The sequence below is a fragment of the Agreia sp. genome (assembly GCF_964263775.1).
In the GTDB taxonomy this organism is placed as follows: domain Bacteria; phylum Actinomycetota; class Actinomycetes; order Actinomycetales; family Microbacteriaceae; genus Agreia.
In genome coordinates, this window is record NZ_CAXVWM010000012.1 from 1 (window position 1) to 26407 (window position 26407).

General features: G+C 66.1%; 27 protein-coding genes. 20 read left to right on the plus strand and 7 right to left on the minus strand.

The window, feature by feature from the left end:
* Positions 1–208: 208 nt before the first annotated feature.
* Entirely contained in the window at positions 209–808 is a 600-nt protein-coding gene (locus ACE5CZ_RS01145; RefSeq protein WP_374945520.1) for a class I SAM-dependent methyltransferase, read from the plus strand.
* Positions 809–862: 54 nt separating this feature from the next.
* On the opposite strand, the gene ACE5CZ_RS01150 is transcribed toward ACE5CZ_RS01145, so the two are convergent.
* The gene (locus tag ACE5CZ_RS01150; RefSeq protein WP_374945521.1) at positions 863–1723 is read right to left on the minus strand and encodes an NAD(P)H-binding protein; all 861 of its coding nucleotides are present in this window, start codon (positions 1721–1723) and stop codon (positions 863–865) included.
* Between the two features lie 88 nt (positions 1724–1811).
* Here ACE5CZ_RS01150 and ACE5CZ_RS01155 point away from each other — a divergent pair, with 88 nt between their 5' ends.
* Positions 1812–2531, plus strand: a complete 720-nt coding sequence (locus ACE5CZ_RS01155) for a TetR/AcrR family transcriptional regulator (RefSeq protein ID WP_374945522.1) — start codon at positions 1812–1814, stop codon at positions 2529–2531.
* A gap of 20 nt (positions 2532–2551) precedes the next feature.
* Here the strand turns inward: ACE5CZ_RS01155 and ACE5CZ_RS01160 are convergent, their stop codons facing one another.
* Positions 2552–2797, minus strand: coding sequence for a DUF2000 family protein (locus ACE5CZ_RS01160; RefSeq protein ID WP_374945523.1), 246 nt, complete (start codon positions 2795–2797; stop codon positions 2552–2554).
* Positions 2798–2837: 40 nt separating this feature from the next.
* On the opposite strand from ACE5CZ_RS01160, the gene ACE5CZ_RS01165 reads away from it, so the two are divergent.
* On the plus strand, positions 2838–3098 hold the full coding sequence (locus ACE5CZ_RS01165; RefSeq protein WP_374945524.1) for a hypothetical protein: 261 nt from the start codon (positions 2838–2840) through the stop codon (positions 3096–3098).
* A gap of 97 nt (positions 3099–3195) precedes the next feature.
* On the opposite strand, the gene ACE5CZ_RS01170 is transcribed toward ACE5CZ_RS01165, so the two are convergent.
* Together ACE5CZ_RS01170 and ACE5CZ_RS01175 are read right to left on the minus strand one after the other, a co-directional pair.
* Positions 3196–4248: a zinc-binding alcohol dehydrogenase family protein gene (locus ACE5CZ_RS01170; RefSeq protein WP_374945525.1), complete on the minus strand. Its 1053-nt coding sequence runs from the start codon at positions 4246–4248 to the stop codon at positions 3196–3198.
* A gap of 21 nt (positions 4249–4269) precedes the next feature.
* Positions 4270–5349: a saccharopine dehydrogenase NADP-binding domain-containing protein gene (locus ACE5CZ_RS01175; RefSeq protein WP_374945526.1), complete on the minus strand. Its 1080-nt coding sequence runs from the start codon at positions 5347–5349 to the stop codon at positions 4270–4272.
* Between the two features lie 79 nt (positions 5350–5428).
* Between ACE5CZ_RS01175 and ACE5CZ_RS01180 the strand changes: the two genes are divergently transcribed.
* The 8 genes from ACE5CZ_RS01180 (at position 5429) to ACE5CZ_RS01215 (ending at position 12126) form a co-directional block, all read left to right on the plus strand.
* Positions 5429–5992, plus strand: coding sequence for a TetR family transcriptional regulator (locus tag ACE5CZ_RS01180; protein ID WP_374945527.1), 564 nt, complete (start codon positions 5429–5431; stop codon positions 5990–5992).
* A gap of 110 nt (positions 5993–6102) precedes the next feature.
* Positions 6103–7563 carry an amidohydrolase family protein gene (locus tag ACE5CZ_RS01185; RefSeq protein ID WP_374945528.1) on the plus strand — a complete coding sequence of 487 codons (1461 nt, stop codon included), beginning with the start codon at positions 6103–6105 and terminating at the stop codon, positions 7561–7563.
* Entirely contained in the window at positions 7560–8396 is an 837-nt protein-coding gene (locus tag ACE5CZ_RS01190; RefSeq protein WP_374945529.1) for an SDR family oxidoreductase, read from the plus strand. Before ACE5CZ_RS01185 ends, ACE5CZ_RS01190 begins: the two co-directional genes overlap by 4 nt.
* A 325-nt stretch (positions 8397–8721) precedes the next feature.
* A complete protein-coding gene (locus ACE5CZ_RS01195; protein WP_374945530.1) occupies positions 8722–9168 on the plus strand; it encodes a TetR-like C-terminal domain-containing protein in 447 nt (148 codons plus the stop codon).
* A complete protein-coding gene (locus ACE5CZ_RS01200; protein WP_374945531.1) occupies positions 9165–9545 on the plus strand; it encodes a DUF4260 family protein in 381 nt (126 codons plus the stop codon). The genes ACE5CZ_RS01195 and ACE5CZ_RS01200 overlap by 4 nt, the downstream gene beginning before the upstream one ends.
* 58 nt (positions 9546–9603) lie before the next feature.
* Positions 9604–10464: an alpha/beta fold hydrolase gene (locus ACE5CZ_RS01205; RefSeq protein WP_374945532.1), complete on the plus strand. Its 861-nt coding sequence runs from the start codon at positions 9604–9606 to the stop codon at positions 10462–10464.
* A gap of 93 nt (positions 10465–10557) precedes the next feature.
* Positions 10558–11250, plus strand: a complete 693-nt coding sequence (locus ACE5CZ_RS01210; protein WP_374945533.1) for an NAD(P)-dependent oxidoreductase — start codon at positions 10558–10560, stop codon at positions 11248–11250.
* A 39-nt stretch (positions 11251–11289) separates the two neighbouring features.
* A complete protein-coding gene (locus tag ACE5CZ_RS01215; protein WP_374945534.1) occupies positions 11290–12126 on the plus strand; it encodes an NAD(P)H-binding protein in 837 nt (278 codons plus the stop codon).
* 269 nt (positions 12127–12395) lie between these two features.
* Here the strand turns inward: ACE5CZ_RS01215 and ACE5CZ_RS01220 are convergent, their stop codons facing one another.
* Positions 12396–12980 (minus strand): TetR/AcrR family transcriptional regulator, encoded by a 585-nt coding sequence (locus ACE5CZ_RS01220; protein WP_374945535.1) that lies wholly within the window; start codon positions 12978–12980, stop codon positions 12396–12398.
* Positions 12981–13093: 113 nt separating this feature from the next.
* On the opposite strand from ACE5CZ_RS01220, the gene ACE5CZ_RS01225 reads away from it, so the two are divergent.
* The 4 genes from ACE5CZ_RS01225 to ACE5CZ_RS01240 all read left to right on the plus strand — a co-directional run bounded on the left by ACE5CZ_RS01225 (position 13094) and on the right by ACE5CZ_RS01240 (position 21283).
* Positions 13094–13381, plus strand: a complete 288-nt coding sequence (locus ACE5CZ_RS01225; protein WP_374945536.1) for a hypothetical protein — start codon at positions 13094–13096, stop codon at positions 13379–13381.
* A gap of 160 nt (positions 13382–13541) precedes the next feature.
* Positions 13542–14150 (plus strand): SigE family RNA polymerase sigma factor, encoded by a 609-nt coding sequence (locus ACE5CZ_RS01230; RefSeq protein WP_374945568.1) that lies wholly within the window; start codon positions 13542–13544, stop codon positions 14148–14150.
* Positions 14147–14788 carry a hypothetical protein gene (locus tag ACE5CZ_RS01235; protein ID WP_374945537.1) on the plus strand — a complete coding sequence of 214 codons (642 nt, stop codon included), beginning with the start codon at positions 14147–14149 and terminating at the stop codon, positions 14786–14788. The genes ACE5CZ_RS01230 and ACE5CZ_RS01235 overlap by 4 nt, the downstream gene beginning before the upstream one ends.
* 171 nt (positions 14789–14959) lie before the next feature.
* The gene (locus tag ACE5CZ_RS01240) at positions 14960–21283 is read left to right on the plus strand and encodes a family 78 glycoside hydrolase catalytic domain (RefSeq protein WP_374945538.1); all 6324 of its coding nucleotides are present in this window, start codon (positions 14960–14962) and stop codon (positions 21281–21283) included.
* Between the two features lie 150 nt (positions 21284–21433).
* Here the strand turns inward: ACE5CZ_RS01240 and ACE5CZ_RS01245 are convergent, their stop codons facing one another.
* Both ACE5CZ_RS01245 and ACE5CZ_RS01250 read right to left on the minus strand, forming a co-directional pair.
* A complete protein-coding gene (locus tag ACE5CZ_RS01245; RefSeq protein WP_374945539.1) occupies positions 21434–22273 on the minus strand; it encodes an HpcH/HpaI aldolase/citrate lyase family protein in 840 nt (279 codons plus the stop codon).
* 148 nt (positions 22274–22421) lie between these two features.
* Positions 22422–22868: a MarR family winged helix-turn-helix transcriptional regulator gene (locus ACE5CZ_RS01250; protein WP_374945540.1), complete on the minus strand. Its 447-nt coding sequence runs from the start codon at positions 22866–22868 to the stop codon at positions 22422–22424.
* A 57-nt stretch (positions 22869–22925) separates the two neighbouring features.
* Between ACE5CZ_RS01250 and ACE5CZ_RS01255 the strand changes: the two genes are divergently transcribed.
* From ACE5CZ_RS01255 to ACE5CZ_RS01275, 5 genes are all read left to right on the plus strand, one after another.
* A complete protein-coding gene (locus tag ACE5CZ_RS01255) occupies positions 22926–23291 on the plus strand; it encodes a VOC family protein (protein ID WP_374945541.1) in 366 nt (121 codons plus the stop codon).
* A gap of 3 nt (positions 23292–23294) precedes the next feature.
* Positions 23295–24134, plus strand: coding sequence for a DNA-3-methyladenine glycosylase family protein (locus ACE5CZ_RS01260; RefSeq protein WP_374945542.1), 840 nt, complete (start codon positions 23295–23297; stop codon positions 24132–24134).
* A gap of 175 nt (positions 24135–24309) precedes the next feature.
* A complete protein-coding gene (locus ACE5CZ_RS01265; protein ID WP_374945543.1) occupies positions 24310–25074 on the plus strand; it encodes a DUF2382 domain-containing protein in 765 nt (254 codons plus the stop codon).
* Between the two features lie 27 nt (positions 25075–25101).
* Positions 25102–25755 carry a hypothetical protein gene (locus ACE5CZ_RS01270; protein ID WP_374945544.1) on the plus strand — a complete coding sequence of 218 codons (654 nt, stop codon included), beginning with the start codon at positions 25102–25104 and terminating at the stop codon, positions 25753–25755.
* A 5-nt stretch (positions 25756–25760) separates the two neighbouring features.
* Positions 25761–26375, plus strand: a complete 615-nt coding sequence (locus tag ACE5CZ_RS01275) for a PRC-barrel domain-containing protein (RefSeq protein WP_374945545.1) — start codon at positions 25761–25763, stop codon at positions 26373–26375.
* The last annotated feature ends 32 nt before the right edge of the window (positions 26376–26407 follow it).

Consider the following 26407-nt stretch of genomic DNA (forward strand, 5'->3'; position numbering starts at 1 on the left):
CGAGGTCGAGTACCTGGAGTCGCTCGAGACCGCCATGCCCCGAACGGCGTCGACGCCGTCGTTCCACCACTGAAGCGCGAGACGGAGTCCATCCATTCGTCAGTTAATGCTCGTCTGCGGGTGAATGGCAGCGTTTCGGCAACAATGGATGCGCGCGCCACGGGCCGCGACAATCACGCACCGCAGTGCAGAGACGCGAGGTGACGACTTGAACGACATCGCCGGGGCGTACTCCGCCCGCGCCGCCGAGTACATCGAGCTGCTCGGCACGGTCGAGCTCATGCACCCGTCCGACCGCGAACTCATCGGCACGTGGGGCGATCGGGTCGTGGGCGAGGCGATCGATGCGGGATGCGGCCCCGGGCACTGGACGAACTTTCTCGCCGGTCGGGGCCTCGACATCCGCGGCGTCGACCTCACGCTCGCGTTCGTCGAGCACGCCCGTCGCGCCTATCCGCGCCTGCGTTTCGCGACGGGCAGCCTCGAGGCGCTCGGCGCATCCGATGGCTCTCTCGGCGGGGTGCTCGCCTGGTACTCGCTCATTCACCACGCTCCGGATGCGATCGGCCCGGCCCTCGACGAGATCGCGCGCGTGCTGCGGCCGGCCGGGCTCCTGCTCGTCGGGTTCTTCACTGGCGCCGCCGTCGAACCGTTCGATCATGCGGTTGTGACCGCCTACCGCTGGCCCGTCGCCGAGCTGACCGAGCGGCTTCGGGCATCCGGATTCGAGACCGTCGAGACGCACACTCGAACCGGCACTGGCTATCGCCCGCACGCGGCCATCATCGCCCGCCGGGTCAAGGTCTGAGAATCCGCCCTGACCGGCTCGATCGACGGGCGGAATCTCACACCTCGGGTCGCGCTACTGCGCCGCCGCCGGGCGATCGAGCAGCTGCCGCACCGTCTGAGGCTCGCGGCCGAGCAGCGTCGCGAGCAGCGGATCGGTTGCCGCGAAAAAGCCGCCGTCGGCTGCCTGGTACATTCCCAGCACGAAGCGTGCGAAGAACTCCGGCTGACCGGCCGCCACCTGCGCAGCGATCCATGCGTCGTCGCCGACGACGTCGAGCCGCACGTCGCGACCCGTCGCATCCGATGCCATCGCCGCAACGTCGGCGAACGTGGGCGCCTCACTCGCGGTGAGCGTGACGGGCCCGTCGTAGCCGCGGCCCGCTGCGAGGATCACGGCCGCCGCCTCGGCGGAATCCTCGCGCGCAGTCCACGATATCGGGCCGTCGACCGGAACGGTGATGAGGCCCGTCTCGCGCCAGTCGCCGATACTGCGAGCGAGGCTGTGCGCATAGTAGCCGTTGCGCAGCGAGGTCCAGGCGGTTCCGGATGCCGCGAGAAGCTTCTCGGTTGCGGCGTGGTTGCGGCAGGGCTCGAATGGGGAGTCGGATGAGGCGCCCTGATGGCTGGTATAGAGGATGCGCCCGACGCCGACCTGCGTGGCAGCGTCGATGGCGGCGTGGTGCAGACTCACCGCGTCGGCCTTCGGGTCGCTCGACGAGACGAGCAGCAGCTGGTCGGCGCCGTCGAAGGCTGCGGGCAGCGATGCCGCATCGGCATAGTCGGCTCGCCGAACCTCTATGCCGAGGTCGGCGAAGCGCTGTGCCTTGGCCATGTCGCGCGCGGCGACGACGATGTCGCTCGCCGAAACGTGCTCGAGCAGGTGGTCGACGGTTGCTCCGTTGAGGGCTCCCGTAGCGCCGGTGACAATGATCATGGGTACGCCTTTCGTGTTATCAATGAAATCAATTCGAGAGTATCACTGGAAACATAGTTCGATAACACGCCGGTGTTATCGTCGTTCCGTGGAAAAGACGATTCGAACGCGCGGCCGGGCCGATACCCGCACTCGGATCATCGCCGCCGCCGCACTGCTGCAGCACGACGGGCCAGCAGCGGTGACGACGCGAGCGGTCGCAGATGGCGCCGGCGTGCAGGCACCCGCGATCTACAGATTGTTCGGTGACAAAGACGGCCTGCTCGAAGCCGTAGCCGAGCACGCGATGAGCGAGTTCGTGGCGTCGAAGGCTGCGATCGTCGAGGCGGCGACCTCCGACAATGTCGACCCGCTCGACGATCTGCGCTCCGGCTGGCGGAACCAGATCGAATTCGGCCTCGGCAATCCCGTGCTGTTCAGTCTGCTGAGCGACCCCGGCCGCGCCGAAAGCTCTCCCGCCGCCCAGCGCGGCAGGCGCATTCTCGAGGCCCGCGTCCATCGCGTCGCCGCGGCCGGCAGGCTCCGAGTCAGCGAGAACCGCGCCGTCGGAATCATCCAGGCAGCAGGTACCGGCGCCATCCAAACCCTGCTGGCCACGCCACCCGACCTGCGCGATCACGGACTGCCCGACTCGATGTACGACGCCGTTCTCAATCAGATACTGACGGATGCGACGGGTCCGGTTTCAGACGACCGCCTCACGACGACCGTGGCGTTCCGCGCCGTCGTGCCGCAGCTCGACGCGCTGACCGCGGGCGAGCGGCAGGTTCTGCTGGAGTGGCTCGACAGGGCGATCGCCGACTCCTGATCGGCCGCGCACCTCGCCTGTCAGGCCATCAACGATAGGCGACCCACGATCTCGTCGATGCGGTTCTTGGGCCCGACCAGGCTGACGGCCAGGTACTCGATGTCGGCTGATTCGCCCGAGGTCACGGCACCGAGGTACTCGTCGTAGACCCGGGTGTTCTGCCCAGCCTCGGGCAGGCCGGCCACGACCACCCATTTCAGCCGCGCCGCCCGGGTGGGGGCCGCGATCTCGGGGCAGTCGCCGGATTTTCGCCACCACCCCGTCAAGGGGAGTCCGTCATGCAGCGCACCGTCGTACGATTCGGGTATGACCGCAGACAAGAACACCCAAGACGCCCCGATCATGGACGGCGCGAACGAAGCCAGCGAAGAAGAGAAAGAGGCCGGTCGTCAAGATCACGCACGGGCCGACATGGCGCGAGACGGAGGCCTCGACGACGATCTCCGCAGCATCCGGGCCGTCGACGAGGGCAAGACCCGTCCGCGCACCGAGGGAAACGGCAACGGTTCCGACGGCGCCGTCGACATCTCGGGCAACTCCGACACCTCGAACAACTCCGGCGAGTGAGTTGACGAAGTTGGCGGCTTCGCCTTCGGCGAAGTCGCCATCTGCGACACCTCAACGCGGATGCTCCCACGTAAGACCGGGCGGAAGGGTCCGCGCCCTACAGGGTGATCACGATCTTGGCCGATGACACGCCTCTGCGGAGGGTGTCGAATCCCGTCTGGATAGCAGGCACTCCCCCGCCGATGACCCTCGGCTCAGTCGGAGCACGGTGGGTTCCGTTGGCCAACGCCTGGGGCAGATAGTCGGCGTAGATCGCGGGCCCCACGAAGTTGTCCTTGAGAGTGGCGCCCCAGATCGTGGTGAGGGTCACGCCTCGTCGGTTGGCTCCGACCCGAGCAATCGCGGTTGCCGGACCGACTGAGGTGGTCGCCACCCGGCGGCTACCCTGGGCACTGCGGGCGATTGGCACGCTCGCCCTCGTGGATCCCTCGCCGATCGCGAGTACCCCGGCCAGTGGTCGACCTGCTACTGCCTCGATGACCTGACTGACGGCATCCGGCGAGTGGCGATCGAACGCGTGATGCGCGCCGAGCGACAGAATGCGCGGGCATGCGGCGGCGGATGCGATCGCGAACACCTCGTAACCGGCGTTCACGGCGAGCTGAACAGCATTCCCTCCCACGTTCGTCGCCGCAGCCCAGATCACGACTGCGCCCGAAGTCTTGTTCTGAGTGGGTATCGGTTTCGGAAGCCGCAGCCCGAGCTGATTCTTCTCGAAGAGGCCGCAGGCAGCGGTGGAGAGCGTCAAGGGAAGCGTCGCACCGTGTTCAAAGGACATGTGGGCGGGCAGGGTGCTGGCCATGTGCTCCTGCAGGATGGTGAAGCGCTGAAAGGCCCCCTCCGCCGCCCTGTTCTGGGAGCGCTCCACGCCGAGCGCATGTCCGAGTACCCGATCCCCGGCTCGGAATCGAGTGACCCGTGATCCGACCGCGACGACCTCACCGGCGACATCGGAACCGAGCACTGCGGGATAGCGCAGCCACGGAAAGATGACGGCGCGCGCAACCGCGGGAGCGATATCGACGGGATTGATCGACACGGCGAAATTTCGAACAACGATTTCGCGCTCTCCGGGTTCGGTCAGTTCGGCCTCGCCAGCGTGCAACGTGCCGAAACGTGATCGAATCCACGCAGCCTGATTCTCGGTCATCTGTTTGTCCTCCTGTGGTAGTCAGCGGTCGATGAATGTGCCGCCGGCAATGACGGCGATCTGTGCGCCGAACGCCGCCGCAGGAGTGAACGCGCCATTCGGCGCGGTGCCGCTGAGTATCGCGGTGGAGACGGCGGCCAGGGCGTCCGCCGTGAACTCCATGGCGTCCCCGGCACGAAGCCAGCCTTCGCGCACGGTTCCATCGGGCCAGGTCACGATCGCGTGGCCCCACGAGTGCACACGGGGGCGGGGTGCAGCGTGAGTTCTCGACGCCGCCAGCTGCTTGACCATGATTCGCCGCGCGGAGGGTAACTTCAGCACGCGTGTCATGAGTGGTAGCAGGGCGCGAACTGCGGGTGCCGTCGGGGCCAGGGCTGACGTGAAGTCCACGTTCGCCGCACCACTTGCCCGCTGGGCAGCAAGGAGCTCCCCGGAGGGCACGGCCGCCGACGTGACCGTGCTGCCATCGGGCAGGGTCAGATGCTGCACGTTCGAAGCCAGGCGCACCGGAACGAGCCGGCCATCGCGAAATTGTCGCCCGCCCGTGGTGATGACATCGACGGATGTCTGCGCGAACGCGTCCCCCATCACCCCGTTTTCAGAGGCGAACGAGCCGAGCGCGTCCACTCGCACGGAGTGGGGAACCGGCCTGTCGGCGCAAAGGCGGGCGACAACAGCCTCGGTGCCGAGTACGCCGAATCCGGCGCCCGTGATCAGCGTCGACCCGTTCTGCTCGGCCTCGTCGTGCAACGCGAGCAGAGCCTGCATGGAGTCGAGATCATTCGCGAGATCGATGTAGGCACCGTTGGGCATGCATGCGCGCGCAAGCTCGAGCGCTGTCTGCGAATAGGTGCCGACCAGGTTCACAACGACCCGAGGCCGTTCGTTCCGAACCGCGTCGATTATGGCACTCATTCCGTCGAGAGCCACCACCCGCACACCCGGGCCCAGAGCTGTGGCCGCCGCATGCAAGCCCGCGACCGACCGGCCGACGAGTACCACCTTCGCGTCAGCATGAGCCGCGAGGCGTGGTGCGAGAGCCCGCCCCGTTCGGCCCGTCGCTCCGACAATCCAGACCTCGTTCGATCGTGCGCTTCTCATCAAGCCCTCCAATGCATAACACAATGTGCCATCAGCATACATATCATGACACTGTGAGACGTCACTGTATTCTGGATTGATGGGCCGCTGGGAACCTGACGCAGCCGAACGCCTGCAACGCGCTGCGATCGGGCTCTTCGTCGAGCTCGGCTACGACGCTGTGACTATCTCGCAGATAGCAGAACGTGCCGGCCTCACCCGGCGGTCGTTCTTTCGCTATTTTCCCGATAAAAGGGAAGTTCTTTTTCTCGGCTCAGAGCGCCTGGCACCTGAAATCGAGCGACGCCTCCGCGCGGCGAGCGCGGACGAACCCGTGCCCGACGTCGTTATCCGTGTGCTGGGCGAGGTCGGCGGGTTATTGCTGATCGATAGACACGCCCAGCAGAGACGTCGAGCCGTCATCGCGGCGAGTCCCGAACTACGGGAGCGCGACCGATCGAAGTCGGCAGACACGGCAGCGTCGATCGCCCGCGCATTGATAGGGCGCGGAACACCCTCTGTTGAGGCTAATCTCCTCGGCGCCGTCTACAGCGAAGCCTTTCGTTCGGCGTACGATCAGGCCCTCGAAGACGACGAGCTGAGTCTCGAAGACCACCTTTCTGCGGCCATCAGGATGATCGAGACGTCGCTTCGTCCTCACTGAGAAGTGAGTATGCCGCCTATCTCCTAGACGAACGACGATCCCGCAATGTTTGCGTTTCACACATTAGCGGGCGTACTCTCAATGTAATAGACCATAACATTGGAGACAAAATGACCGCTCAGACGACTCTCATTGCCGGCGGCACGGTGCTACTGGGGCCGCCCCGCGACGCTCGATTCGAGCGCGTCGATCTACTGATCGTCGACGGAAAGATCGCGTCGATCGGCGCCGACCTCGACCGCGAGAACGCCGATGAGGTGGTCGATGCCACCGGAACCACGGTGATCCCTGGATTTGTGGACACCCACCACCACCTCTGGGAAACCAACCTGCGGGGCATGACCGCCGGCTGGGACATCATCGATTTCTCCTGGGGCATCCGCTTTCATCACTCGGCGATCGAGTCGGCCGAAGACATCTACGCCGGCACCTACGCCGGAGCGCTGGGGGCGGTAGACGCCGGAATCACCACGACCCTCGACTTCAGCCACGCGATCAACTCGCCCGAGCACGCTCGCCAGGGCATACGGGCAATTCAGGATGCCGGCATCCGCGCCATCTTCGCCTACGGACTCATTGCCGCTCCCTACGCACCGTCTGGTTTCGCAACCGATGACGATCGGCGAAACGACCTGCGGTCGCTGCGGTCCGAGCTGTTCTCCAGCAACGACAGAAGCGCGCTGGTGACTCTCGGCGTCGCGGTCAACGACATCGGCGGCGTTCCCTGGCAACAGACCAAGGCGGAGTACGAACTCGCCCGCGAACTCGACCTGCTCACCACCTCGCACACCAACTCGACCTGGTCGCCCCAGCGTGCGCCGGAGATCAGCTGGCTGCACCACGACGGGCTTTTGGGCACACATCAGGTGCATGCCCACATGAACACCTCGAGCGAGCACGAGTTGCAGCTCGTCGCCGACTCGGGTGCAGCGATCGCGAGCACGCCCGAGACCGAACTCCAGATGGGCATGGGATTCCCCGTCTTCGCTCGTGCCGCGCAGCTGGGCATCCCGGTGGGGCTCGGTACCGACATTCAGGCCAACAACGTGGCTGACGCTTTCACGCAGATGCGGCTCGGCATGCAGGCGCAAAACGCGAGGGCGAACCAGCCCCTTCTCGACAAGTGGGGCACCGGCGCGCTGCACGGCGTGGAGGTCGGTCCCGCCGAGATCCTGCACCACGCGACGCTCGGCGGCGCTCAGGCGCTCGGACTCGGCGACGTCACCGGGTCGATAGAGCTCGGCAAAGCGGCCGACCTGGTGCTCGTACGCGCCGATCAGCTGCATCACCGGCCTCTGCTCGATCGGATGGCCACCCTCGTGCAGCACTCCCGCGTGTCTGACGTAGACACCGTGCTCGTGGCAGGTGCCGTGCTCAAACGCGGCGGGGCACTCGACCAGACTGCTTCGTCGAGAGCGGGCGAGCTCGTGGATGCGGCGTGGGAGCGACTCGACCCGCAGATCGAGGCGCGGGGCGGTCGGCTGCCGGCTCGACCCGAGGGCCTCCTCGAACAGATCGCGCAGGCATCCGTCGCCAACGCGCCCGAGTGGGCGGCGCAGGTTACAGAATGACGCCCCACCCCGCCCCTGAGGCCACCTCAACGACCCGCACCGTTCTGATTACGGGAACCTCATCGGGCCTCGGGCTCGCTACAGCACTCGCCTTTCGGCGAGCGCACTGGAATGTTGCCGCTACCCTTCGCGTTCCCGATAATGCCGACCCGGCACTGGTGAACGACTCGCAGGTAGAAATTCTGGCACTCGACGTCACGGATCACCGGAGCATCGAGAAGGCCGTACAGGCGGCTCGAGCACGATTCGGTTCGATCGATGTGATCGTCAACTCGGCGGGCTACAGCCAGGTCGGGGCGCTGGAAGAGGTGTCGCTCGATCAGCTCCGCGAGCAGTTCGAGACGAACGTGCTGGGGGCGGCGGCCCTGATTCAGGCGGTTCTTCCTGAGATGCGGCAACGCCGCTCGGGTCACATCATCTCGATCTCCTCTCTCGCCGGAGTCGTGGCCGTTCCCGGGCTCGCGGCCTACAGCATGTCGAAGTTCGCGCTCGAAGGACTTTCCGAGGCGCTCAAGGGTGAAGTCGCACAGTTCGGAATCGCCGTCACCCTGGTCGAGCCGGGCCGCCTGCAGACGGGTATCGCAGGCAGCGCGCGTCCCCCGTCCACCCCGGTCTCCGACTATCACGACCCGGATGGCGACGCCTCTCTGCTCGACCAGCTCGCGATCAGCGACGCGGAAGGAACGGCGAACGCCATTGTGACGCTCGTCGACTCACCGAACCCTCCCGCACAGCTCATCGTCGGGGCAGGAACCGACCTGGTACACGAGAAGCTGGAGGCCAGAATCGTCTCGGATCACCGTTGGGAGGAGACCACCGCCGCAACACTGTGACCGGGCGATGCACCTTGGGGTGGTTGGCGATAAAGCTATTGACATTAGCTAAATAGCAAATTAGCGTAGCCATAGGATGTTCACTCTCGCATCGAGACATCCACCGAGGAGCCCTCCATGCCGCCCTACTCACGTCTCGCCCCTCCCGGGCGCCCGGCGGCGGTCCGAGCTGTCAGCGATGTCGAACGGTCGACCGACCATGCCTAGGGCCGGGCTCAGCCGAGACGCGGTCATCAGACGTGCCGCCCAGCTGATCGATGAACGGGGAATCGGCGAGCTGTCGCTGGCGGCGGTCGCCGACAGCTACGGGGTTCGGATCCCCTCGTTGTACAAGCACATCAGCGGGATGCCTGCTATCAAGCGCGGAATAATGCTGCTGGCCAAGAGAGATTTCTGCATCGTGCTGGGCCAAGCCGCCATCGGCAAATCACGTGACGATGCCATTGCTTCGGTGGCGATTGCCTACCGTGATTGGGCACGGAATCACCCGGCTCAGTACTCCATGACCATGAGAGCCCCGGTGCCGGGCGACGACGAAGACGCGGCCGCCTCGATGGCCATTCTCAACGTCATCGTCGTTATCCTCGCGGGCTATGGTCTCCTCTCCGACGACGCCATTGATGCCACGCGCTACCTGCGCTCGGTGCTGCACGGTTTCGTCGCTCTCGAGACAGAGGGAGCATTTCAGATGCCGTTCGATCTCGAACGCAGCTACTCGCGCCTGGTGGAATGCGTGATCGCCGCTCTCGCAACGTGGACTCGATCACTATGACCGCCGCGACAGACCGTAAGCCGGGACAGGCGCCATCGACTCCCGTTCCCGCGCTTTACCGGGTCGAAGGAGCAGCGGTGGCAGCGGGTGCCGTCGTGCTGTTTGTCTGCTTCGGGTTCGCCTGGTGGTGGCTGCTCGTGTTCTTTCTGGTCTTGGATTTCTCATTTCTCGGCTACATCGGCGGAATCCGCGCCGGCGGCATCGCCTACAACCTCGCTCACAACTACGTCGTGCCTTCGGTTCTGCTCGCGACCTACGGAGTGCTGCTGACAGCTGGTGTGACGGTCGAGTCGCTCGTGTTCATCGCCGGTCCCTGGTTCTTTCACGTCGGATTGGACCGCGCACTCGGATACGGTCCGCGGCCCTTGACCTGGTGACGCACGTCGCACAACGCCCCCATCGCACGCATGAACACACACAACGAGAAGGATTTTCATGAACGCCTCAGCAGGACAAACCCAGTACGCAGACATCGCAGGTGGCCGCATCGCCTATGACGTGATCGGAGAGGGACCGCTCGTGGTCCTCTCCCCCGGCATGGCCGACCTCCGCAACACCTACCGCTTCCTGGCGCCACTCCTCGCGGAGGCGGGCTATCGCGTCGCGAGCGTGGACCTCCGGGGCCACGGCGATTCCAGCGCAGGCTGGGACTCCTACGACGTCGCAGACACCGGCAGCGATCTGGTGGAAATCATTCGGCAACTCGGGGGGCCGGCTGTGCTCGTGGGCCAGTCGTTCTCGGCCGGGGCGGCCACGATCGCAGCCGCGAGCAATCCCGAACTGGTGACTGCGGTCGTCGAGATCGCCCCCTTCACGCGTCCGCCGAAATTCAGCTTGGGCGCGATGCTGCGAGACGGCACGTACCGGCGCGGCGCGCTGCTGCTGGCGCAGGTCGCGCTGGCCGGAAGCGTCGCCGCGTGGGGCAAGTACCTCGGCGTCGCGTACCCCGGGCAAAAGCCCCGTGATTGGGACTCCTACCTTGCCGCGGTGCTCAGCAACCTGAGTGAACCCGACCGCATGAAGGCCGCCCGCGGCATGATCAATGCGAGCAAAGCGGAGGCCGGCGCGCGTCTGGCCGATGTGAAGCGCCCTGTACTCGTGCTTATGGGGAGCAAGGACTCCGACTTCGCGAACCCCCAGGCCGAGGCAGCCGCGATCGTCGACCTGCTGCCCTCCGGCGTCGGCCGGTATCAGATGATCGAGGGCGCGGGCCACTATCCGCACGCGCAATACCCTCAAGCCGTCGCCGACGCGATTTTGCCGTTTCTCGCCGACCACGCCCCGGCCTCGAGGTAGGGCGATGCGCCTCGGGACGAGGGAGACTACACCCACGCTGGCCCGGGGCCTCCCGTTGTGGACGTCGAGACGGGCACGGGTAGCGTGGTAGACATGAAGGTTCTCGTATTTGGTGCCAACGGTCCGACCGGTCAACAGATCACGAAGCAGGCACTCGATGCCGGCCATGCGGTCACCGCGGTGACGCGACATCCTGAGGCGCTGACCCTGGCGCATCCTGAACTGACAGTGGTGAAGGGCGACGCAACCGACGCGGCGTCAGTCGGCGAGGCCGTGCGTGGTCACGATGCGGTTCTCTCCGCGCTCGGGGTTCCCTACAGCCGCCATGCGATCTCGCTGTATTCCTCCAGCGCTCACAACATCATCGCGGCCATGACCGAGCAGGGCGTGCGTCGCCTCATCGGTGTCACCTCGGCGAACGTCGATCCGTCAACTCGACAGCACGGTTCCCTCCCGGTTCGCTACCTGCTCGAGCCGCTTCTCACGCGCATCGGGCGCACGCTCTATGAAGACATGGGTCGCATGGAGAAGGTGATTCGTGCAAGCGAGCTCGACTGGACGGTCGTGCGACCGCCAGCTCTCTGCGACGCCGATCACGTGGGTAATTTTCAGGTGTCGGAGGAGCCTCTCCCCGGTACGTTCGCCACACGACCGGATGTCGCATCATTTCTCGTGAGTCAACTCGCCGACGATCGTTTTTCGCGCAAGATTGCGTCGATCGCCAGCCCGGATGCGCATCCCAACATCTTGAAAATCATCTGGAAAGACGGCATCACGAAGCGGTGACAGGCTGCCTGGATGCCGGGATTTTCGTAGACTTTTGCCATGGGTGACGACAGCATTCTTGTTCTCGGCGCGACCGGCAAGACCGGTCGCCGTGTTCTTGCGCGACTGCGAATGCTCGGTGCGCCCGTTCGCGCGGCGTCACGCTCGAGCGAGGCTGCGTTCGATTGGGCAGATTCTACCGGGTGGGACGCCGCTCTGGATGGTATCGCGACCGTCTACATAGTTCCTCCGGACGTGCCCGGTCCCGTGTACGACTTCGTCGCTCGCGCGGAGGCCGCGGGTGTCACGCACCTGGTCTTGCTCTCGGGGCGTGGTGCCGATCAATGGGGCGACACGGATTTTGGAGCGGGGATGCTCTCCGCCGAGGATGCGGTGCGCGGGTCTCAGCTCGGCTGGACGGTGGTCCGGTCGTCGAACTTCAGCCAGAATTTCGACGAAGAACTTTTTCACGAGCCCCTTGTCGCGGGCGAGTTGGCCCTGCCTGCCGGAGCGATGCCCGAACCCTTCATCGACCTCGAGGATGTGGCAGACGTGATGGCCGAAATCCTGACCGAGCCCAGCAGGCATTCCCGACAAACCTACGAATTGAGTGGACCGCGAGCGCTGACCTTCGCCGAAGCGACGGAGCTGATCTCCCGGGCGTCCGGGCTTTTCATGACGTACCGTCGCGTGTCCGCAGACGACTACGCCGTGGCGCTGGTGAATGCGGGTCTGAGCGAGGTCGATGCCCGTTCCAACGCTGCGATGTTCGTCATGATGGACCGCGGCATCATTGCAGATCCGACCGACGACGTCGCCGCGGTACTCGGGCGTGCCCCACGAACGTTCGAGGAGTACGTAGTGCGCACCGCGGCAGCGGGAGGATGGCGTCGCTGACGCACGAGTATGCATGCACTCTCGGTTGAGGGTTTGCGCTACTCCGAGCTCGCCGTTCGGTCGCGCTGTCGGCGTTTAGTGTTGGACGACGCCTGCACCTGCTGGCGGGCAGGTGTTCCGGTGCCGAAACGGGCACGTTTCCACTCTTGGTCGGAGCGCGACATCTTCTGATCGGGTCGGCCTGTGCCTCGTTCAGTGCGTGCGGGCATGATTTCTCTCTCTTTCGTCAGGCCGAAGATTTCGGCGCGATCTTGTTATGGGTCGGGTCCTCACGCCGCAGGTCGGCGGTTTTGGAGTCGGGTGTTTATCAGTGCAAAAATGGCGGCGCTTGCCTCGTCGAAGGCCGCCAGGTCGCCAGCGGCTCGACAGAGCACCTGGGTGCCTTCGAGGAATGTGATCAGCAGCACCGCGATCTGCCTCGCGACCGGCGGAGCTGCGCCTGCCGTACTGAGGCGCACGTCGAGCGCATCGATCCAGGACTGCAACGCCGTGTGGGCGTTCGCAGTGAGAGAGGCGTCGCGCTGCCCCGCTTGGAGTACAACGGCGGCGACCGCGCAAGAGGACCCCGTCGAGGCCTCACCGACGACCGGTCGGATTGCCTCGAGGAATGCGGTCACGACCTGTGACGCGTCATCACCGGGCAGCGCGTCGAGATTGGCTCGTACACGCTCACCCGTCCACGTCACGGCCGCGTGAATCATCTCGCTCTTGCCCTGAGGAAAGTGGTGGTAGATCGCACCCCGAGCCGCGCCACTGAGGTCGAGGACGTCGGAGAAATTGGCGGCCTCCATTCCTCCGTCGCGCAACAGCACGGCTGCCGCCTCCACCATCCGCTGCCTCGTACCCGCTGCCATCTTCGAACTCCTCGTTCATGCGGCCTCGTCAATACCGCTCTTGCTCTAGTACGACCATACTAGTACGTTCTTAGACAAGTGGGGCGCCGTCCCACAACCGAAAGGGGTGCGCCATGAGCGCAGCATCAGTGTTCGACTTTCCATTCACCGCCGAAAACGCCACCGAGGGCGGAGAACTCGCCACCGCCGTCGGCCACGACATGACCTTGACCGAGGGCTACGAGCGACACGACGTCATCCGCGACGTGTCCAACCCCGCCCACGTCGCCGTGATCACCTTCTGGCACACACAGGCGCAGGGTGAGGCCGTCCTCGACAAATACATGCACGACGACAAGATCGCCCGCGCCACGGCGCTCATCGGCGCCGCGCCAACCGGGTTCCTCGGTCTCGCCGACTAGCCAACACCAGCCGGGCGACGAGAGCCAGAGCAACACCCGCTCCGTCGCCCGGCACTGGGCGCCCGACAACGAGGAGGTTGCGGTTTGAGCGGGAATGCCGCGCATGCAACCTTTTGGTCCACTCGAGGCGTCTAATGAGTATGAAGATATGGAAACGAACATGAGGGCGGCTGACGAGCAATTTCGTCAGTGGGCCACCGAGAATCGGCCGAATCTCCTGCGCACCGCAACGCTCCTTTCCGCTGGAGATCGGCACATTGCCGAAGATGTCGTGCAGGTGACACTCACAAAAATCTACCTCTCGTGGGATAGGTTCCGACGCACCGAACAGCAACCCGCCTATGCACGTCGAGTGTTGGTGAATGCCTTCACCGACGAGATGCGCGCCACTCGGCGCAAGGTCGAAGACCTTCGCGCAGAGCTTCCCGAGCGCGCCGCCCCAGCTCCGGATCGCGACACTGCGGAGCTGCTCTATTCGGCGCTTCGCGAGCTCCCCGCCGGCATGCGGTCGATGGTCGTCTTGCGCTACTTCCACGACCTCTCGGTCGCGGAGACTGCGCGAGCGATGCGGTGCACGCAGGGCACCGTGAAGAGCCAGACTGCCCGCGCGATGACCAAACTCCGCGTCACTCTTGGCGCCACCCTGCGCGAGATCGACCCCGAAGGCCACGTCTCGGCCGCCGTTACCAGAATCAAGCTGGGTGCGCCTCCCGAGGCCGCACTCGCAGTCCCCTACACAACCGTGACCTTTAACAGGAGCATCCTATGACCGACCTCAGCACACTCATGAACCGGGCCACCGCGAACATCGGCGACTCCTCGCCCGCAGTGATCGACAACGACATGGTCAGGGCCCAGCAGGCTCAGCGCGCACGGCGCAGGCGGCTCGGCGCTGGCGGGTTCGGTGGCCTGGCAGTCGCGGCGGCGCTGGCCCTCAGCCTGCCCTTCGTCGGCAGCGGCACACCCGCCTCGGCCGTGGAACTCGTCGACTACGCCGGCGCCCAGCCAGCAGGTTTCACGCTCGACGAGGTACCCGAGGGCTGGCACCTGTTCGTCTCCGACAACAGCTCCCTTGTTCTCTCACCCGAGAGCGATCCGCGCACCTTCGATCCGAGCAGTGGCGTCGTGGGTCTCGAAGGACGGATCGATATCAGCGTCGTTGCCGAGGAGTTCCTTCCCACGCTCGACTCACGCGATCTGACCATCGGCGGCACCGCCGCGCGCGCCTACGACATGCTCGGCGAGGCGGACACCCCGTCGGGAGTCGTGGGGGTATTCGTTCCTCAGAGCGACGGCAGGTATCTTTCCGTGCAACTTCCTGCCGAGCTCAACTGGACCGACGCCGAAGCGAGCGAGTTCATCGCCGGAATCGACGTCGATGAAAACGCGACTCCGACCGCTGGCTGATTCCTCAACCTCTGCAGCCGAGGGGCCGTCAAATGACAGCCCCTCGGCTCTACGCCGTCGCAAGAAATCGAATCGACCGCCTGACCCATATGTTATGGTTGCCCAATTCGGCCGTCACTGAAACGATTCACAACGGCCACCTCAATGACGAGACGCAGGAGCCATCGAGCCATGACCCCACCCGAATCGCGCATCTTCACGCGTGAAACCGTCCGTGCCCGCCTAAGGCAGGCGGCGACATCCGCAGCTGCCCCGCTTCGCATCCGCCGCACAGGCGGCAGCATCGTGGCGGCAGTTCTCTCGCTCGGGCTCATCCTGACGGGCGCGGCTCTTCCCGCAGCCGCGATCCCGACCGCGGGCGACGCGCACGGTGCAACCGCACTCGCAGCGGGCGGCATTTCTGTCGGCACCCTCGAGGTCGAGAACCGCAGCGAGCCGCTCGGCATCGACGTTCCCGCTCCGCGCTTCTCGTGGATCACCAGTTCGGCCGCCCGCGACGTGACGCAGACGTCGTATCGAATCCGGGTATCCGCCTCGGCCGCCACCGATACCGGCACCATGTGGGATTCCGGCGTCGTTGTCTCGAATGCCTCCTCGGCGATCGAGTACGGGGGAAAGCCCCTCGACCCCGCAACCCAGTACTTCTGGCAGGTCGATGTCGTCACGAGCGCAGGCTCCTCCACCGCGATCTCGACGTTCGGCACGGGTCTCTTCGACGACGACGACTGGGCGGGCAGCGCCTGGATAGGCAATCCCCGTCCTTCCAGCGAGAACAAGCTCGACTTCTCGGACGCGAGCTGGATCTGGACCCCCGAGGCCGGGGCTCCCTACGCTCCCGCCGAACCTCGCGCCTTTCGCAAGACGCTGGAGAATGCCGCCGGCAAGACCGCCAGGTCGGCCGAAATCGTCATCACTGCCGACGACTCGTACACGCTCTGGGTCAACGGAACCCTCCTCGGCCAGACCGCCGGAGCCGAGAACGAGTGGCAGGGCGCGAAGTCCTTCACCGCGAGCCTGCAGGGCTCGGGCAACGTCATCGCCGTTCGCACCACCAATGGCCCCAACTCCCCCGCCGGCCTTCTGGTCAAGGCGCGCATCACGTACACCGACGGCAGCACATCGTTGATCACATCGGATGCGACGTGGAAGGCCGTGAAGACCATCCCGGCGGGCTTCGAGGCCCGCGCGTTCGACGATTCCGCCTGGCCAGGCGCCGCCGTTCAGGCGGTCTACGGCACCGGCCCCTGGGGCTCCGGCGTGCGACCGCCGACCGGCACGGTAGCGGCCGCTCCGCTTTTGCGCACAGAATTCTCGGTCGACGGCGCGAAGACGGTGGCCTCAGCCAAGATCTACGTCGCGGCCGGCGGCTACGCCAACGTGAGCCTCAACGGCTCGCCCATCAACGATGAGATCCTCTCCCCCGGGTTCACCGACTACGACGACCACGCGCAGTACACGGTCACCGACCTGACGACGCAGGTGAAGTCGGGCGACAACGCCCTCGGTCTCGAACTCGGGCGCGGCTTCTACGGCATGACCAATCCGAACGTGTGGAACTGGCAGAGCCCGCCATTCCACGACGAACCGGTCGCACGCGCGCTCCTGCGCATCCAATACACAGACGGCACATCCAAAGACGTCGTCACCAGCAACGACTGGAGCATTCACGACGGCCCCACCGTGCTCGACGACCTCTATGGCGGTGAGACGTATGACGCGGCCAAGACCCAGCCCGGCTTCGACACCGTCGGCTTCGACGCCGGCGACTGGGGTTCGGCCAGCGAGGCCGCGGGGCCGAAGGGCAAGCTGATCAACCAGCAGCAGCAGCCCATCCGAGTCACCGAAGAGCTGCCCGCGACCGAGGTGACCAAGGTCGCCGACGGGGTGTGGCGCGTGATGTTCTCGCGTGTGATCGCCGGAACGGTCAAGTTCACGGCGCAGGGATCAGCGGGCACCACGATCCGCGCGCAATATGGCGAGAAGCTCACGGCCGACGGCCGGGTCAACTTCTCCAACAACGGCGGATTTGCCAACGGCTTCCAGACCGACCGCTTCATTCTGGCCGGCACCGGATCGCCCGAGACCTGGGGCGGCAAATTCTCGTACAAGGGCTTTCAGTACATCGAGGTGACCGGATGGCCGGGCTCCGACGCGCCGCCCCTGACGGCGTTCACCGCCGAGGTGCTGCACACCGATGCTCCCGAGACCGGCTCGTTCGAGAGCTCCAACCGCATCATGAACGAGACCCACCGGGCGGTGGTCGACACCCTGCTCAACAACATCCACTCCATACCGACCGACACCCCGATGTTCGAGAAGAACGGGTGGACCGGCGACGCGGCCGTGGGCGCCGAGATGTTCCTGATGAACCTCGACACTCAAAACCTCTTCGAGAAGTGGATCGGCGACATCAACGATTCTCGCGACGCCAACGGCGCGCCGCTGGTCATCGCCCCGAGCTCCGGCCAGTGGGGCCAGTGGGGCCCCGCGCAGCCGTGGCACTCGGCCTTCGTCCTCATTCCCTGGTGGCTCTACCAGTACGGCGGAGACGAGCAGGTTCTCGCGAAGTACTACGACAGCATGGCGAGCTACGTCGATCTCGAGTTCAGCCGCTCGCCCGGCGGAGTCGTGGCCGAGAACAGGCTCGGCGACTGGGTAAGCCCCGAAGCGAGCCCCGCCGGCGGCAACGCCCCCGAAGACTCGCGAGTCAGCGGAACGGCTTACCTCTACACGATGCTCACCTCGATGTCGAAAACGGCGACGCTGCTCGGCAAGCCGGGCGACGCCGCCAAATTCGACGCCAATGCCGCGGTCGTGAAAGAGGGCTTCAACCGGGCGTTCCTCGACTCGGCTTCGGGCTACTACCGAGGCTCGGGTGACGCCGGATACCGGCAGACCCACAACGCGCTGGCCCTCGCATTCGGCCTTGCGCCCGACGACGCAATGGCTCAGCGCATCGCCGACAGCCTCGCGGCCGACGTGGTGGCGAAAGGCAACAAGCTCAACACCGGCTCACTCGGATCGAAGTACCTGCTGCCCATGCTGACGAAATACGGGCATGCCGACCTCGCCTACGCCGTTGCCGTGGGAACGGAGTACCCGAGCTGGGGCTACATGATCGAGAACGGTGCGACCACCATGTGGGAGCACTGGTCGCTGGATGCCCGCAGTCGCGGACACTACTTTCTCGGCACCGTCGACGACTGGTTCTACCACGACGTGGCGGGCATCAAGAGTTCTGAGACGACCGGCTACCGGAACATCACCATCGACCCAGCCGTCACCGATCAGCTCGAGTGGGCAAAGGGCACAACGCAGACCCCTTTCGGCCCGGTGAGCACCGACTGGAGACGTTCGGGCTCGCAGCTCACGCTCGCGACCCATGTACCCGTCGGCTCGAGTGCCGTCGTGCACCTGCCGACCGCCAGCCGCTGGGCTGCGACCGAGGGCGGGCTCGCGCTCGACGAGGTCGAGGGCGTGCACTCGGTCGCCGTCGCCAACGGCGAAGTTCTCGTCACCGTCGGCTCGGGCGACTACTCGTTCGTCGTCGACGATGAGGCAGAGGCGGTAGGCGCGATCCTCGACCGGGTCGACGAACTCGCCTCGGCCGTCGACGCTGCCCACACCGCGGGCGACCTCACCGACGAGCAGCACACGGCCGGCTCCTCCGCCATCGCCGCGTTGCGGGCGAAGGTCGTCTCGGCACTGGGCACGGTTCAGTCCGGTGATGCCACGGCCGGGGCGAAAGCCGTGGCCGCCGCACTTGCTGACCTCGGCACCGTCGACACCTGGATCGCATCGCTTTCCGCAGGTGACACGCAGACCGCGCTGGCAGCTTCAGCAGCAGCCGTGCGCGCGTCGATCGACTCGACCGTCTCCGCGCTCCTCGGCGTCTCGGCAACCGCCACCGGCGTGCGCCCCGCGTTCAAGCCGGGCGAGGTCGGCGCAATCGCAGCGACGGTGACGAACGCCGGATCCGCCGATCTGGGCGCCGTCACGGCCTCGCTCGGCGGGCTCGATGCCGCATGGGCGACGGCCTCGTCGCCGACGACCGTTGCCGGCGCTCTCCCCGCGGAGGCGACGGCATCCGGTGAACTTGCCTTCACCGTTCCGCTCGAGCAGGTGCCGGGCTCGGTTCCGGCCACCGTGCAACTCAGCTACGCGTTCGACGGCGCCACGATCGGGCTCCTGGTCGACACGAAAATCGTCGTCGATTCACCGGTTCAGTTCTCGAGTGCGACGGTCGATCCCACGACCGTGGCACCCGGTGAGACGGCGACGGTGGTCGCCGTCGTGCACAACTCGGGCGGGCAGGCCGCCGTCGGTCACCTCCAGGTCGGCGTCCCGGCCGGCTGGACCGCTCCGCTCGACACCGCCGACACGATCGTTCCGGCCGGGGGCGACGTGACCCTGCGTGTGCCCGTCTCGGTTCCGTTCGGGCTGCCCCAGGCATCCACGTCTGTGGCACTCGACGTGTCGTTCGTCGATGCCGGAACGGCGTTCGCGTCGGCATCCGTGCCTCTCACCGTCGCACTCGCCCCGTTGCCCGATGCGGCCGGCCAGCTCGACCATATCGACCTCGGCAACACGGCCGACGAGCAGGCGCACCGCCTCACGGCATCCAGCTCGTCGGGCGCGAACACCGAGGCCGGGGTGACCCGTCGCTACGCCGGGCACCTGACCGACTTCTCGTACTTCGAGTTCGATCTGAAGGTCACCAAGGGCCAGCCGTTCGTGCTGCGCTCGATCGAGACCTACGACAGGCCGCAGACGAAGAAGTACAAGATCTACGTCGACGGCACAGAGGTGACGACCAGGCTGTTCAGCCACACCGGCGGACTGGGCACGGAGACGTATGAGATTCTCGTCGACGCGTCGTTCGCAGCCGGTGACACGGTGCGCGTGAAGTTCGAGAATCTCAACGATCACACCTTCTACGACCCGTCTATCGCCGACGTGTGGAGCCTGCCCGTGGCGGCCGACACGACCGCCCCCGTGGTGGTCGGACACACGACTCCCTCGACGCCCAACCGGGCGACAGGCTGGTTCACCACGGCTCCCGTCACGGTTTCGTTGCAGGCGCAAGACGACCGCTCCCCCGCAACCGACGTCGAGATCTCGTACGGCGTCGACGGCGATGAACTCGCGCCGTACTCGGCGGAGGTCAGCATCGACGACGAGGGATCGCATACGGTGTCGTTCCAGGCACGAGACGTGGCCGGCAACGTCAGTGACGAACAATCGCTGCCTGTGAAGATCGACACGGTTGCTCCGACCACGACAGCGAAACTCGGCGACACCTTCGAGGATGCTCCGGCCGGCTCGCAGGGCGGGCCCGTCTCGACCGGGCCGGGCACAGTGAGCTTCGCGGCCACCGACAAGACCTCCGGGGTCGCGTCGACCGAGTTCCGAGTGAACGGCGGCGCCTGGGCATCCGGCGCGTCTGTCGTGCTCAGCACGGCCGGCACCTCGACGGTCGAGTACCGCTCGACCGACGTTGCCGGCAACGTCGAGAAGAGCACCTCGCTCACCGTGACGATCGAGGTTGCCGATGTGACCGCTCCGACGGTCGCCGCGACGATCTCGAACGCCGGGCTGAACGGTTGGAACCTGGAAGGCGCGGCGCTGTCACTCGCCGCCGAAGACGATCAAGACGGAAAGGTCCTGGTCGAATACCGTCTCGGCGACGACGCGTGGAGCACGTACACCTCGCCGGTCGAGCTGCCCGAGGGTGTGAACGTCGTGCAGTTCCGGGCGACGGATGTCTCGGGCAACGTGAGCGCGACGCAGTCGGTCACCGCGCAGGTCGACGCCACGGCGCCGGATGTGTGGGGTTGGCTCACGAAGACCGGCCGCGTGGCCGTCGTCGGTTCTGATCCGGCCGGGTCGGCTGCGGTCACCGCATCCGGAATAGCGCGAGTGCAGTATTCGCTCGACGGCACTACGTGGGTCGACGGCCTGCACGCACTGGTCGCCACGGAGCCACTGCCGACCTCGCTCAGCCTTCGGGCGGTCGATGTCGCCGGCAATGTGGGCTCGGTCGTGAAGCTCACACGGGCGGCGGCGCCCTCTGCGCTGACCGTAGAACCCGGATCGCGTCTGCTCATCGAGGCGAGCGGCTTCCGGGCAGGCCAGTCGGTGCGCATCGAGCTGCACTCGGCGGTGGCTGTGCTCGGCACCGTCGCGGCAGACGAGCTCGGCGTCATCGCGGCGCTGGCAACGGTTCCCGCGGACTTCGCCGCCGGCGAGCACGAGCTCGTACTCGTGGCCGATGAGGCAACCGGCGGGCCGGGCGGCTCAGGGTCTGGCGGCTCAGGGACTGGCGGCTCAGGTTCGGCCGGCTCGGGAACCTCCGGGTCGAACAGCCTGACGCTGCCGACGAACGTCCTGGCGACGACAGGGTTCCCGGCCTGGGGCGGCCTGCTCGCAGGCGGAGTTCTCGCCGCATTGGGAGCCGCGCTTCTGGTACTGCGGAGTCGTCGCCGAGCACACTGACCTCGGGTCCCCCCCGCGGATAGACGCACACTCCGACAACTGACATGACGCAGCTGGCGACCTGGAATTCCTCCAGGTCGCCAGCTGCGTCATCTCACCGAGACACCGCACGTTTCGGCACGAATGGATGCGCGCGGCGCCCTGCCAGGGTCAGCCCCGGTGAATGGGCAGGATGCCGAACGCCTTCGCCAGGCGGTCGATCTTCTCGGCACGGCCGAGCCTCGGCAGGTCGCTGCCGTCGCGGATGACTCGGCCACGCGCCTCGAAGTCGTCGAGAAAGTCGCGCGCCCACGTGGCATCCGAGACTGTGGGGCTGATCGTCTCGTTGATCACCGCGAGCTGGTCGATATCGAGGCACAGCTTGCCCGTGAGGCCCAGGGCCACGGCGTGCTCCGACTTCTGGCGCAGCACCGGGTGGTTGCTGCCGACCGTCGGCCCGTCGATGGGGCCGGGCAGGTCGCCGATACGGCTGGCCACGACGAGACGCGAGCGCGGATACGCCATGGCGAGGTCGTCGGCGCTCGTGCCCGTGTCGCGGCGGTAGTCGCCGCTGCCGAAGCCGAGTCGGAACGCTCCACGGGCACGCGCGATCGACGGCGACTCCTCGATGCCGAGGGCCGACTCGACGAGGGCGAGAATCGGCACGGTGCCGCCGAGGCGGTCGAACGTCTCGGTCACCTGCTCCGCCGATTCCGTCTTCGCGAGCATCACGCCCGAGAGCCCGGGAACACCTTTGAGGCCGTCGACGTCGTCAGACCAGAACTCGGTGGTGCGGTCGTTGATGCGCACCCAGCCCGCGCCGCCGCCGGTGAGCCAGTCGATGACCGAACCGCGCGCATCCGCCTTCAGTTTCGGGTCGACAGCGTCTTCGATGTCGAGGATGATCTGGTCGGCGCGCGACCGGGCGGCCGGGTCGAAATCTTCAGAGCGGATGCCCGAGACGAGCAGCCAGGAGCGCGCGATTCGAGGGTCGATGGTCGATGCGGTCATGTGCTGTCAATTTCTTTATCGGCGTGAGAGGCGCAGGCGCCGACCGTGTCGATCGGCGCTGGCCACGCTATCGCGCTCCGCTGCGCGTGCCTCAGCATCGTATCGAACGTTGCCTGACCGTGCGGCCTGTCCGTAGTCAGCGGACGCCTCAGTGCGCGCGAAGCGACGCCGCGCACGTCGACAGCATCGCGCGCAACGCATCCTGCTCGGCCGGATCGAGGCCCGACTTCATGCGGTCTTCGACCGCCTTGACGGCGGCGGTTGCCGTGGCGAGCTGGGCGCGTCCCGCGGCAGTCAGCTTCGTCGGCAGTGCGCGCCCCGAGGCGGGCTGCTCCGAACGCGTCACGAGCCCGTCTGCCTCGAGCGCCTGCAGCAGCACGTTCATCGCCTGCCGGGTCACGAAGGTTCCGCGGGCGAGCTCGGAGTTCGACAGCCCGGGCCGCTGAGCGAGCAGCTCGAGGCAGGAGTAGTGCGTGACGCTCATGCCCAGCGGGCGCAGCACCGACTCCATCGCCGTGCGCAGCGCGCTGGAGACTTCTTTCATCAGGTACCCCAACGACGTCTCCAATTCGATTCCCGCATTGCCTTGACTCATGTCAATATTCTGACATACTTGAGTTGTCAACAAACTGACATCGACAAGGAGAACATCATGACCGCATCCGGCCCCGGCTTCATCTCACTTCAGGTTCGCGACCTCGACGCATCCGCTGCGTTCTACGAAAAGTACCTCGGCATCACCCGCCAGCCCGGCCCGCCCCACGCCATCGTCTTCGGCACGACGCCCGCCGCCTTCGCCGTTCGCGACGCCGCGCCCGGCGTCGACCTGAACTCGGGCGCCCAGCTCGGCCTCGGCATCGGCGTGTGGATGCACGCACCAGACGCGCAGGAGATTCACGACACCCTGGTGGCCGACGGATTCACGATCACGTCTGCGCCCGTCGACGGCCCGTTCGGTCGCACCTTCACCTTCGCCGACCCCGACGGCTACGCCATCACCCTGCACGACAAGGCCTGATCCATGAGCCGACTCGAGACGATGCACGAGGTCATCGGGCCCTGGTCGCTTGAGACCAGCAAGCGATTCTGGGAGGGCTTCACACCCGGCGAACTCGCTCCTCAGACGCAGACAGAGGGCATCCGAACTCTCTTTGTCTGCGACACCGATTGGCAGCGAGTGGATGCTGTGGTCACCCAGGAGGGCACGTCGGCCCGCATCGTGGTCGACGGCCCGGGCGACCTCGAGGCAGCCACCGAGCAGGTGCGGCGGCTGCTCTCGATCGATATCGACGGGCGCGAATGGCCGGATGTGGCGGCTCGCGACGCGGTGATCGCGGATGCGCAACGACGGCTTCCCGGGTTTCGGCCGTGCGGGTTCTTCTCACCCTACGAGGCGGCCGCGTGGTCGGTGCTGTCGCAGCGGGTGCAGATGCGGCAGGCCGCGGCCACCAAGACGAGGCTCACGCAGCAGCTCGGCGACGACGGCGCGTTCCCGTCGCCCGAGGCTCTGCTCGGTGCGTCGCTCGACCTGCCGGGGCGCAAGGCCGAGTACCTGCGCGCGGTCGCCGAGGCGGCCCTCGATGGGCACCTCTCGGGGTCATACCTGCGCTCATTGCAGCCGGCCGACGCGCTCGACCGGGTGCAGAGCATCCTGGGGCTCGGGCCGTTCGCGGCCGAGCTCGTGGTGATCCGCGGGGCGAACTTCGCCGATGTGCTGCCCCGCAACGAACGTCGGTTGAACGATGAGATTGTGAAGCGCTACGGCCCCAATCGTCCGGTCGATGAGATCACCGAAGCGTGGAAGCCGTTCCGTTCATGGGCCTCGGTGCACCTGCGCGCGCTGCGCGGGCTCGCGGCGTAGCGAGTCTGCAGTGACCCGCCTTGTCCTTTTCCACACTTGACCCCCGAAGGGGGCACGGAGGGTTATAGCCCAGGCGGGCGATGTTGTCGACCCACATGTGAGGTCGCCGCGATTGGCGTACTCATGAATAGTGCTCGTTATTGACGCGCATCTCGACAAGATGAGGGAGATTGTAATGATCGACAGCAGCAGGCTCGACACTCTGACGGGTGCCACCGTGCTCGACAACGACGGCGACAAGATCGGATCCGTCGGCCAGGTGTACATCGACCCGTCGACCGGCGCCGCCGCGTGGCTGACCGTGAAGACCGGACTCTTCGGAACGGGCGAGTCGTTCGTTCCCGCCACCGACGCATCCTACGAGGGAGACGACGTGCGCGTCGGCTATGCCAAGGCTTTCGTCAAGGACGCACCCCGCGTCGACGCCGGCGGAGCCCTCGACGATCACGACACCGATGCGCTCTACAACTACTACGGCTTCGGCTCGACCGAGAACGCCGGCGGCAGCACGGCGACCGACGGCACCGTCGGGTACGACACGTCTGGTCCCACGACCGACGATGCGATGACTCGGTCTGAGGAGCACCTCGAGGTCGGCACAGAGCGTGTGGAGACCGGACGTGCACGCCTGCACAAGTACGTCGTCACCGAGCAGGAGACCGTCACGGTTCCTGTCAGCCACGAAGAGGTTCGCGTCGTTTCAGAGCCCATTACAGAGCGCAACGCCGGCGACGCGTTCGATGGTCCCGACATCAGCGAAGAAGACCACGAGGTCGTGCTGACCGGCGACCGAGTCGTGACCGAGACCGAGGCCGTGCCCGTCGAACGAGTGCACCTCGACACGACGACGGTGACCGAGCAGGAGACCGTCTCGGGTGACGTGCGCAAGGAGCGCATCGAACTCGATGGCGATCAGACCGGCACCACGCCCCGGGTCTGAGAACACAACTGAGACAGGAGTACGACGATGACTGATTTCGAAGGCGACCGCCGCGACAGGCGTGAGGCCCACGAGCAGGGGTCGGGCCCTCAGGGTTCGGTTCCGCTCGAAGAACGAAGCACGCTCCGAGAAGAAGTGATCGGCCGCGAGCGAGAAGAGTTCGGCGGCATCAAATTCGGATCAGCGTTCTTCGGCTGGCTGACCGCCACGGGTACCGCCGTCATCCTCACGGCCCTCGTCGCCGCCACGGGCGCGGCGATCGGCCTAGGGGCCACCGACGGCGGGCAGGCCTCGGTGAACGAGGGCGACGCGACGACGATCGGCATCGTCGGCGCCATCGCCCTGGTCGTCGTGCTCCTGGTCTCATACTTCGCCGGCGGCTACGTCGCGGGCAGGATGGCCAGGTTCGACGGCCTGAAGCAGGGGCTCGCCGTGTGGCTGTGGGCGATCGTGATCGCCGTCGTCGTGGCCATCATCGGCGCGATAGCAGGCAGCCAGTTCAACGTGCTCGCGAACCTCAACAGCTTTCCTCGCGTTCCGATCAACGAGGGAGCCCTGACCACCGGTGGCATCATCACCGCCGTGGTTCTCGCGCTGGCCAGCTTGGCCGGCGCCCTTCTCGGCGGCGTTGCAGGCATGCGCTTTCACCGCAAGGTCGACCGCGTCGGCCTGGGGCGGTGACCGCGGTGCTTCCATCGAAGAACATTCAAAGCATCATCGGCGCCACACTCTTCGGCGTCGATGAGGAGAAAATCGGTCGCGTAGCTCAGGTATTCGTCGACGCCCAAGACGGTCACCCCACGTGGGCCGAGGTTCACGTCGGGGCCCTGGGTCGACACTCGACGTTCGTTCCGCTCGACGATGCCACGTGGGAGCACGACGACGTCACGGTGCCGTTCACGAAAGAACTCGTGAAGAATGCTCCGAGGCCGGATGCGGACGGCGGTCTGGATCCAGCGCAGGAAGACGAGTTGCGGCGGCACTACAGGCTCGGCGACGATACGTCGTCAGACCGGGTGTCGGATCGGAGATCGGATCGGAGATCGGATCGGGATGGCGAGACATCGTCAGACCGGGGCTCGGATCATGACTCCGAGTTCAGGTCGGCCCCGGCCGAACCCGGGCTCGACGAGGATGGCGTGCTCTGGGAGGAACGCGTCGTCGTGCAGAAGGAGCGCGTGCCGGTCGCGAAGGTTCACCTCGAGAAAGAGACCGTCACCGAGCAGCGCGAGGTGTCGGCCGACGTTCAGAAGGAGCGCGTCGCGGTCGAGGAGACCGTCACGAAGAACGACTCCGTCTGAGCGGCGAACGTATCCGCGCCCGCTGGGGCTAT

What these genes read in the sequence shown, in the direction of transcription:
- ACE5CZ_RS01150 (WP_374945521.1), bottom strand. Translation starts at nt 1,723, where the DNA reads ATGATCATTGTCACCGGCGCTACGGGAGCCCTCAACGGAGCAACCGTC.
- ACE5CZ_RS01165 (WP_374945524.1), top strand. Translation starts at nt 2,838, where the DNA reads ATGACCGCAGACAAGAACACCCAAGACGCCCCGATCATGGACGGCGCG.
- ACE5CZ_RS01170 (WP_374945525.1), bottom strand. Translation starts at nt 4,248, where the DNA reads ATGACCGAGAATCAGGCTGCGTGGATTCGATCACGTTTCGGCACGTTG.
- ACE5CZ_RS01175 (WP_374945526.1), bottom strand. Translation starts at nt 5,349, where the DNA reads ATGAGAAGCGCACGATCGAACGAGGTCTGGATTGTCGGAGCGACGGGC.
- ACE5CZ_RS01180 (WP_374945527.1), top strand. Translation starts at nt 5,429, where the DNA reads ATGGGCCGCTGGGAACCTGACGCAGCCGAACGCCTGCAACGCGCTGCG.
- ACE5CZ_RS01185 (WP_374945528.1), top strand. Translation starts at nt 6,103, where the DNA reads ATGACCGCTCAGACGACTCTCATTGCCGGCGGCACGGTGCTACTGGGG.
- ACE5CZ_RS01190 (WP_374945529.1), top strand. Translation starts at nt 7,560, where the DNA reads ATGACGCCCCACCCCGCCCCTGAGGCCACCTCAACGACCCGCACCGTT.
- ACE5CZ_RS01200 (WP_374945531.1), top strand. Translation starts at nt 9,165, where the DNA reads ATGACCGCCGCGACAGACCGTAAGCCGGGACAGGCGCCATCGACTCCC.
- ACE5CZ_RS01205 (WP_374945532.1), top strand. Translation starts at nt 9,604, where the DNA reads ATGAACGCCTCAGCAGGACAAACCCAGTACGCAGACATCGCAGGTGGC.
- ACE5CZ_RS01210 (WP_374945533.1), top strand. Translation starts at nt 10,558, where the DNA reads ATGAAGGTTCTCGTATTTGGTGCCAACGGTCCGACCGGTCAACAGATC.
- ACE5CZ_RS01215 (WP_374945534.1), top strand. Translation starts at nt 11,290, where the DNA reads ATGGGTGACGACAGCATTCTTGTTCTCGGCGCGACCGGCAAGACCGGT.
- ACE5CZ_RS01220 (WP_374945535.1), bottom strand. Translation starts at nt 12,980, where the DNA reads ATGGCAGCGGGTACGAGGCAGCGGATGGTGGAGGCGGCAGCCGTGCTG.
- ACE5CZ_RS01225 (WP_374945536.1), top strand. Translation starts at nt 13,094, where the DNA reads ATGAGCGCAGCATCAGTGTTCGACTTTCCATTCACCGCCGAAAACGCC.
- ACE5CZ_RS01230 (WP_374945568.1), top strand. Translation starts at nt 13,542, where the DNA reads ATGAGGGCGGCTGACGAGCAATTTCGTCAGTGGGCCACCGAGAATCGG.
- ACE5CZ_RS01235 (WP_374945537.1), top strand. Translation starts at nt 14,147, where the DNA reads ATGACCGACCTCAGCACACTCATGAACCGGGCCACCGCGAACATCGGC.
- ACE5CZ_RS01240 (WP_374945538.1), top strand. Translation starts at nt 14,960, where the DNA reads ATGACCCCACCCGAATCGCGCATCTTCACGCGTGAAACCGTCCGTGCC.
- ACE5CZ_RS01245 (WP_374945539.1), bottom strand. Translation starts at nt 22,273, where the DNA reads ATGACCGCATCGACCATCGACCCTCGAATCGCGCGCTCCTGGCTGCTC.
- ACE5CZ_RS01250 (WP_374945540.1), bottom strand. Translation starts at nt 22,868, where the DNA reads ATGAGTCAAGGCAATGCGGGAATCGAATTGGAGACGTCGTTGGGGTAC.
- ACE5CZ_RS01255 (WP_374945541.1), top strand. Translation starts at nt 22,926, where the DNA reads ATGACCGCATCCGGCCCCGGCTTCATCTCACTTCAGGTTCGCGACCTC.
- ACE5CZ_RS01260 (WP_374945542.1), top strand. Translation starts at nt 23,295, where the DNA reads ATGAGCCGACTCGAGACGATGCACGAGGTCATCGGGCCCTGGTCGCTT.
- ACE5CZ_RS01265 (WP_374945543.1), top strand. Translation starts at nt 24,310, where the DNA reads ATGATCGACAGCAGCAGGCTCGACACTCTGACGGGTGCCACCGTGCTC.
- ACE5CZ_RS01270 (WP_374945544.1), top strand. Translation starts at nt 25,102, where the DNA reads ATGACTGATTTCGAAGGCGACCGCCGCGACAGGCGTGAGGCCCACGAG.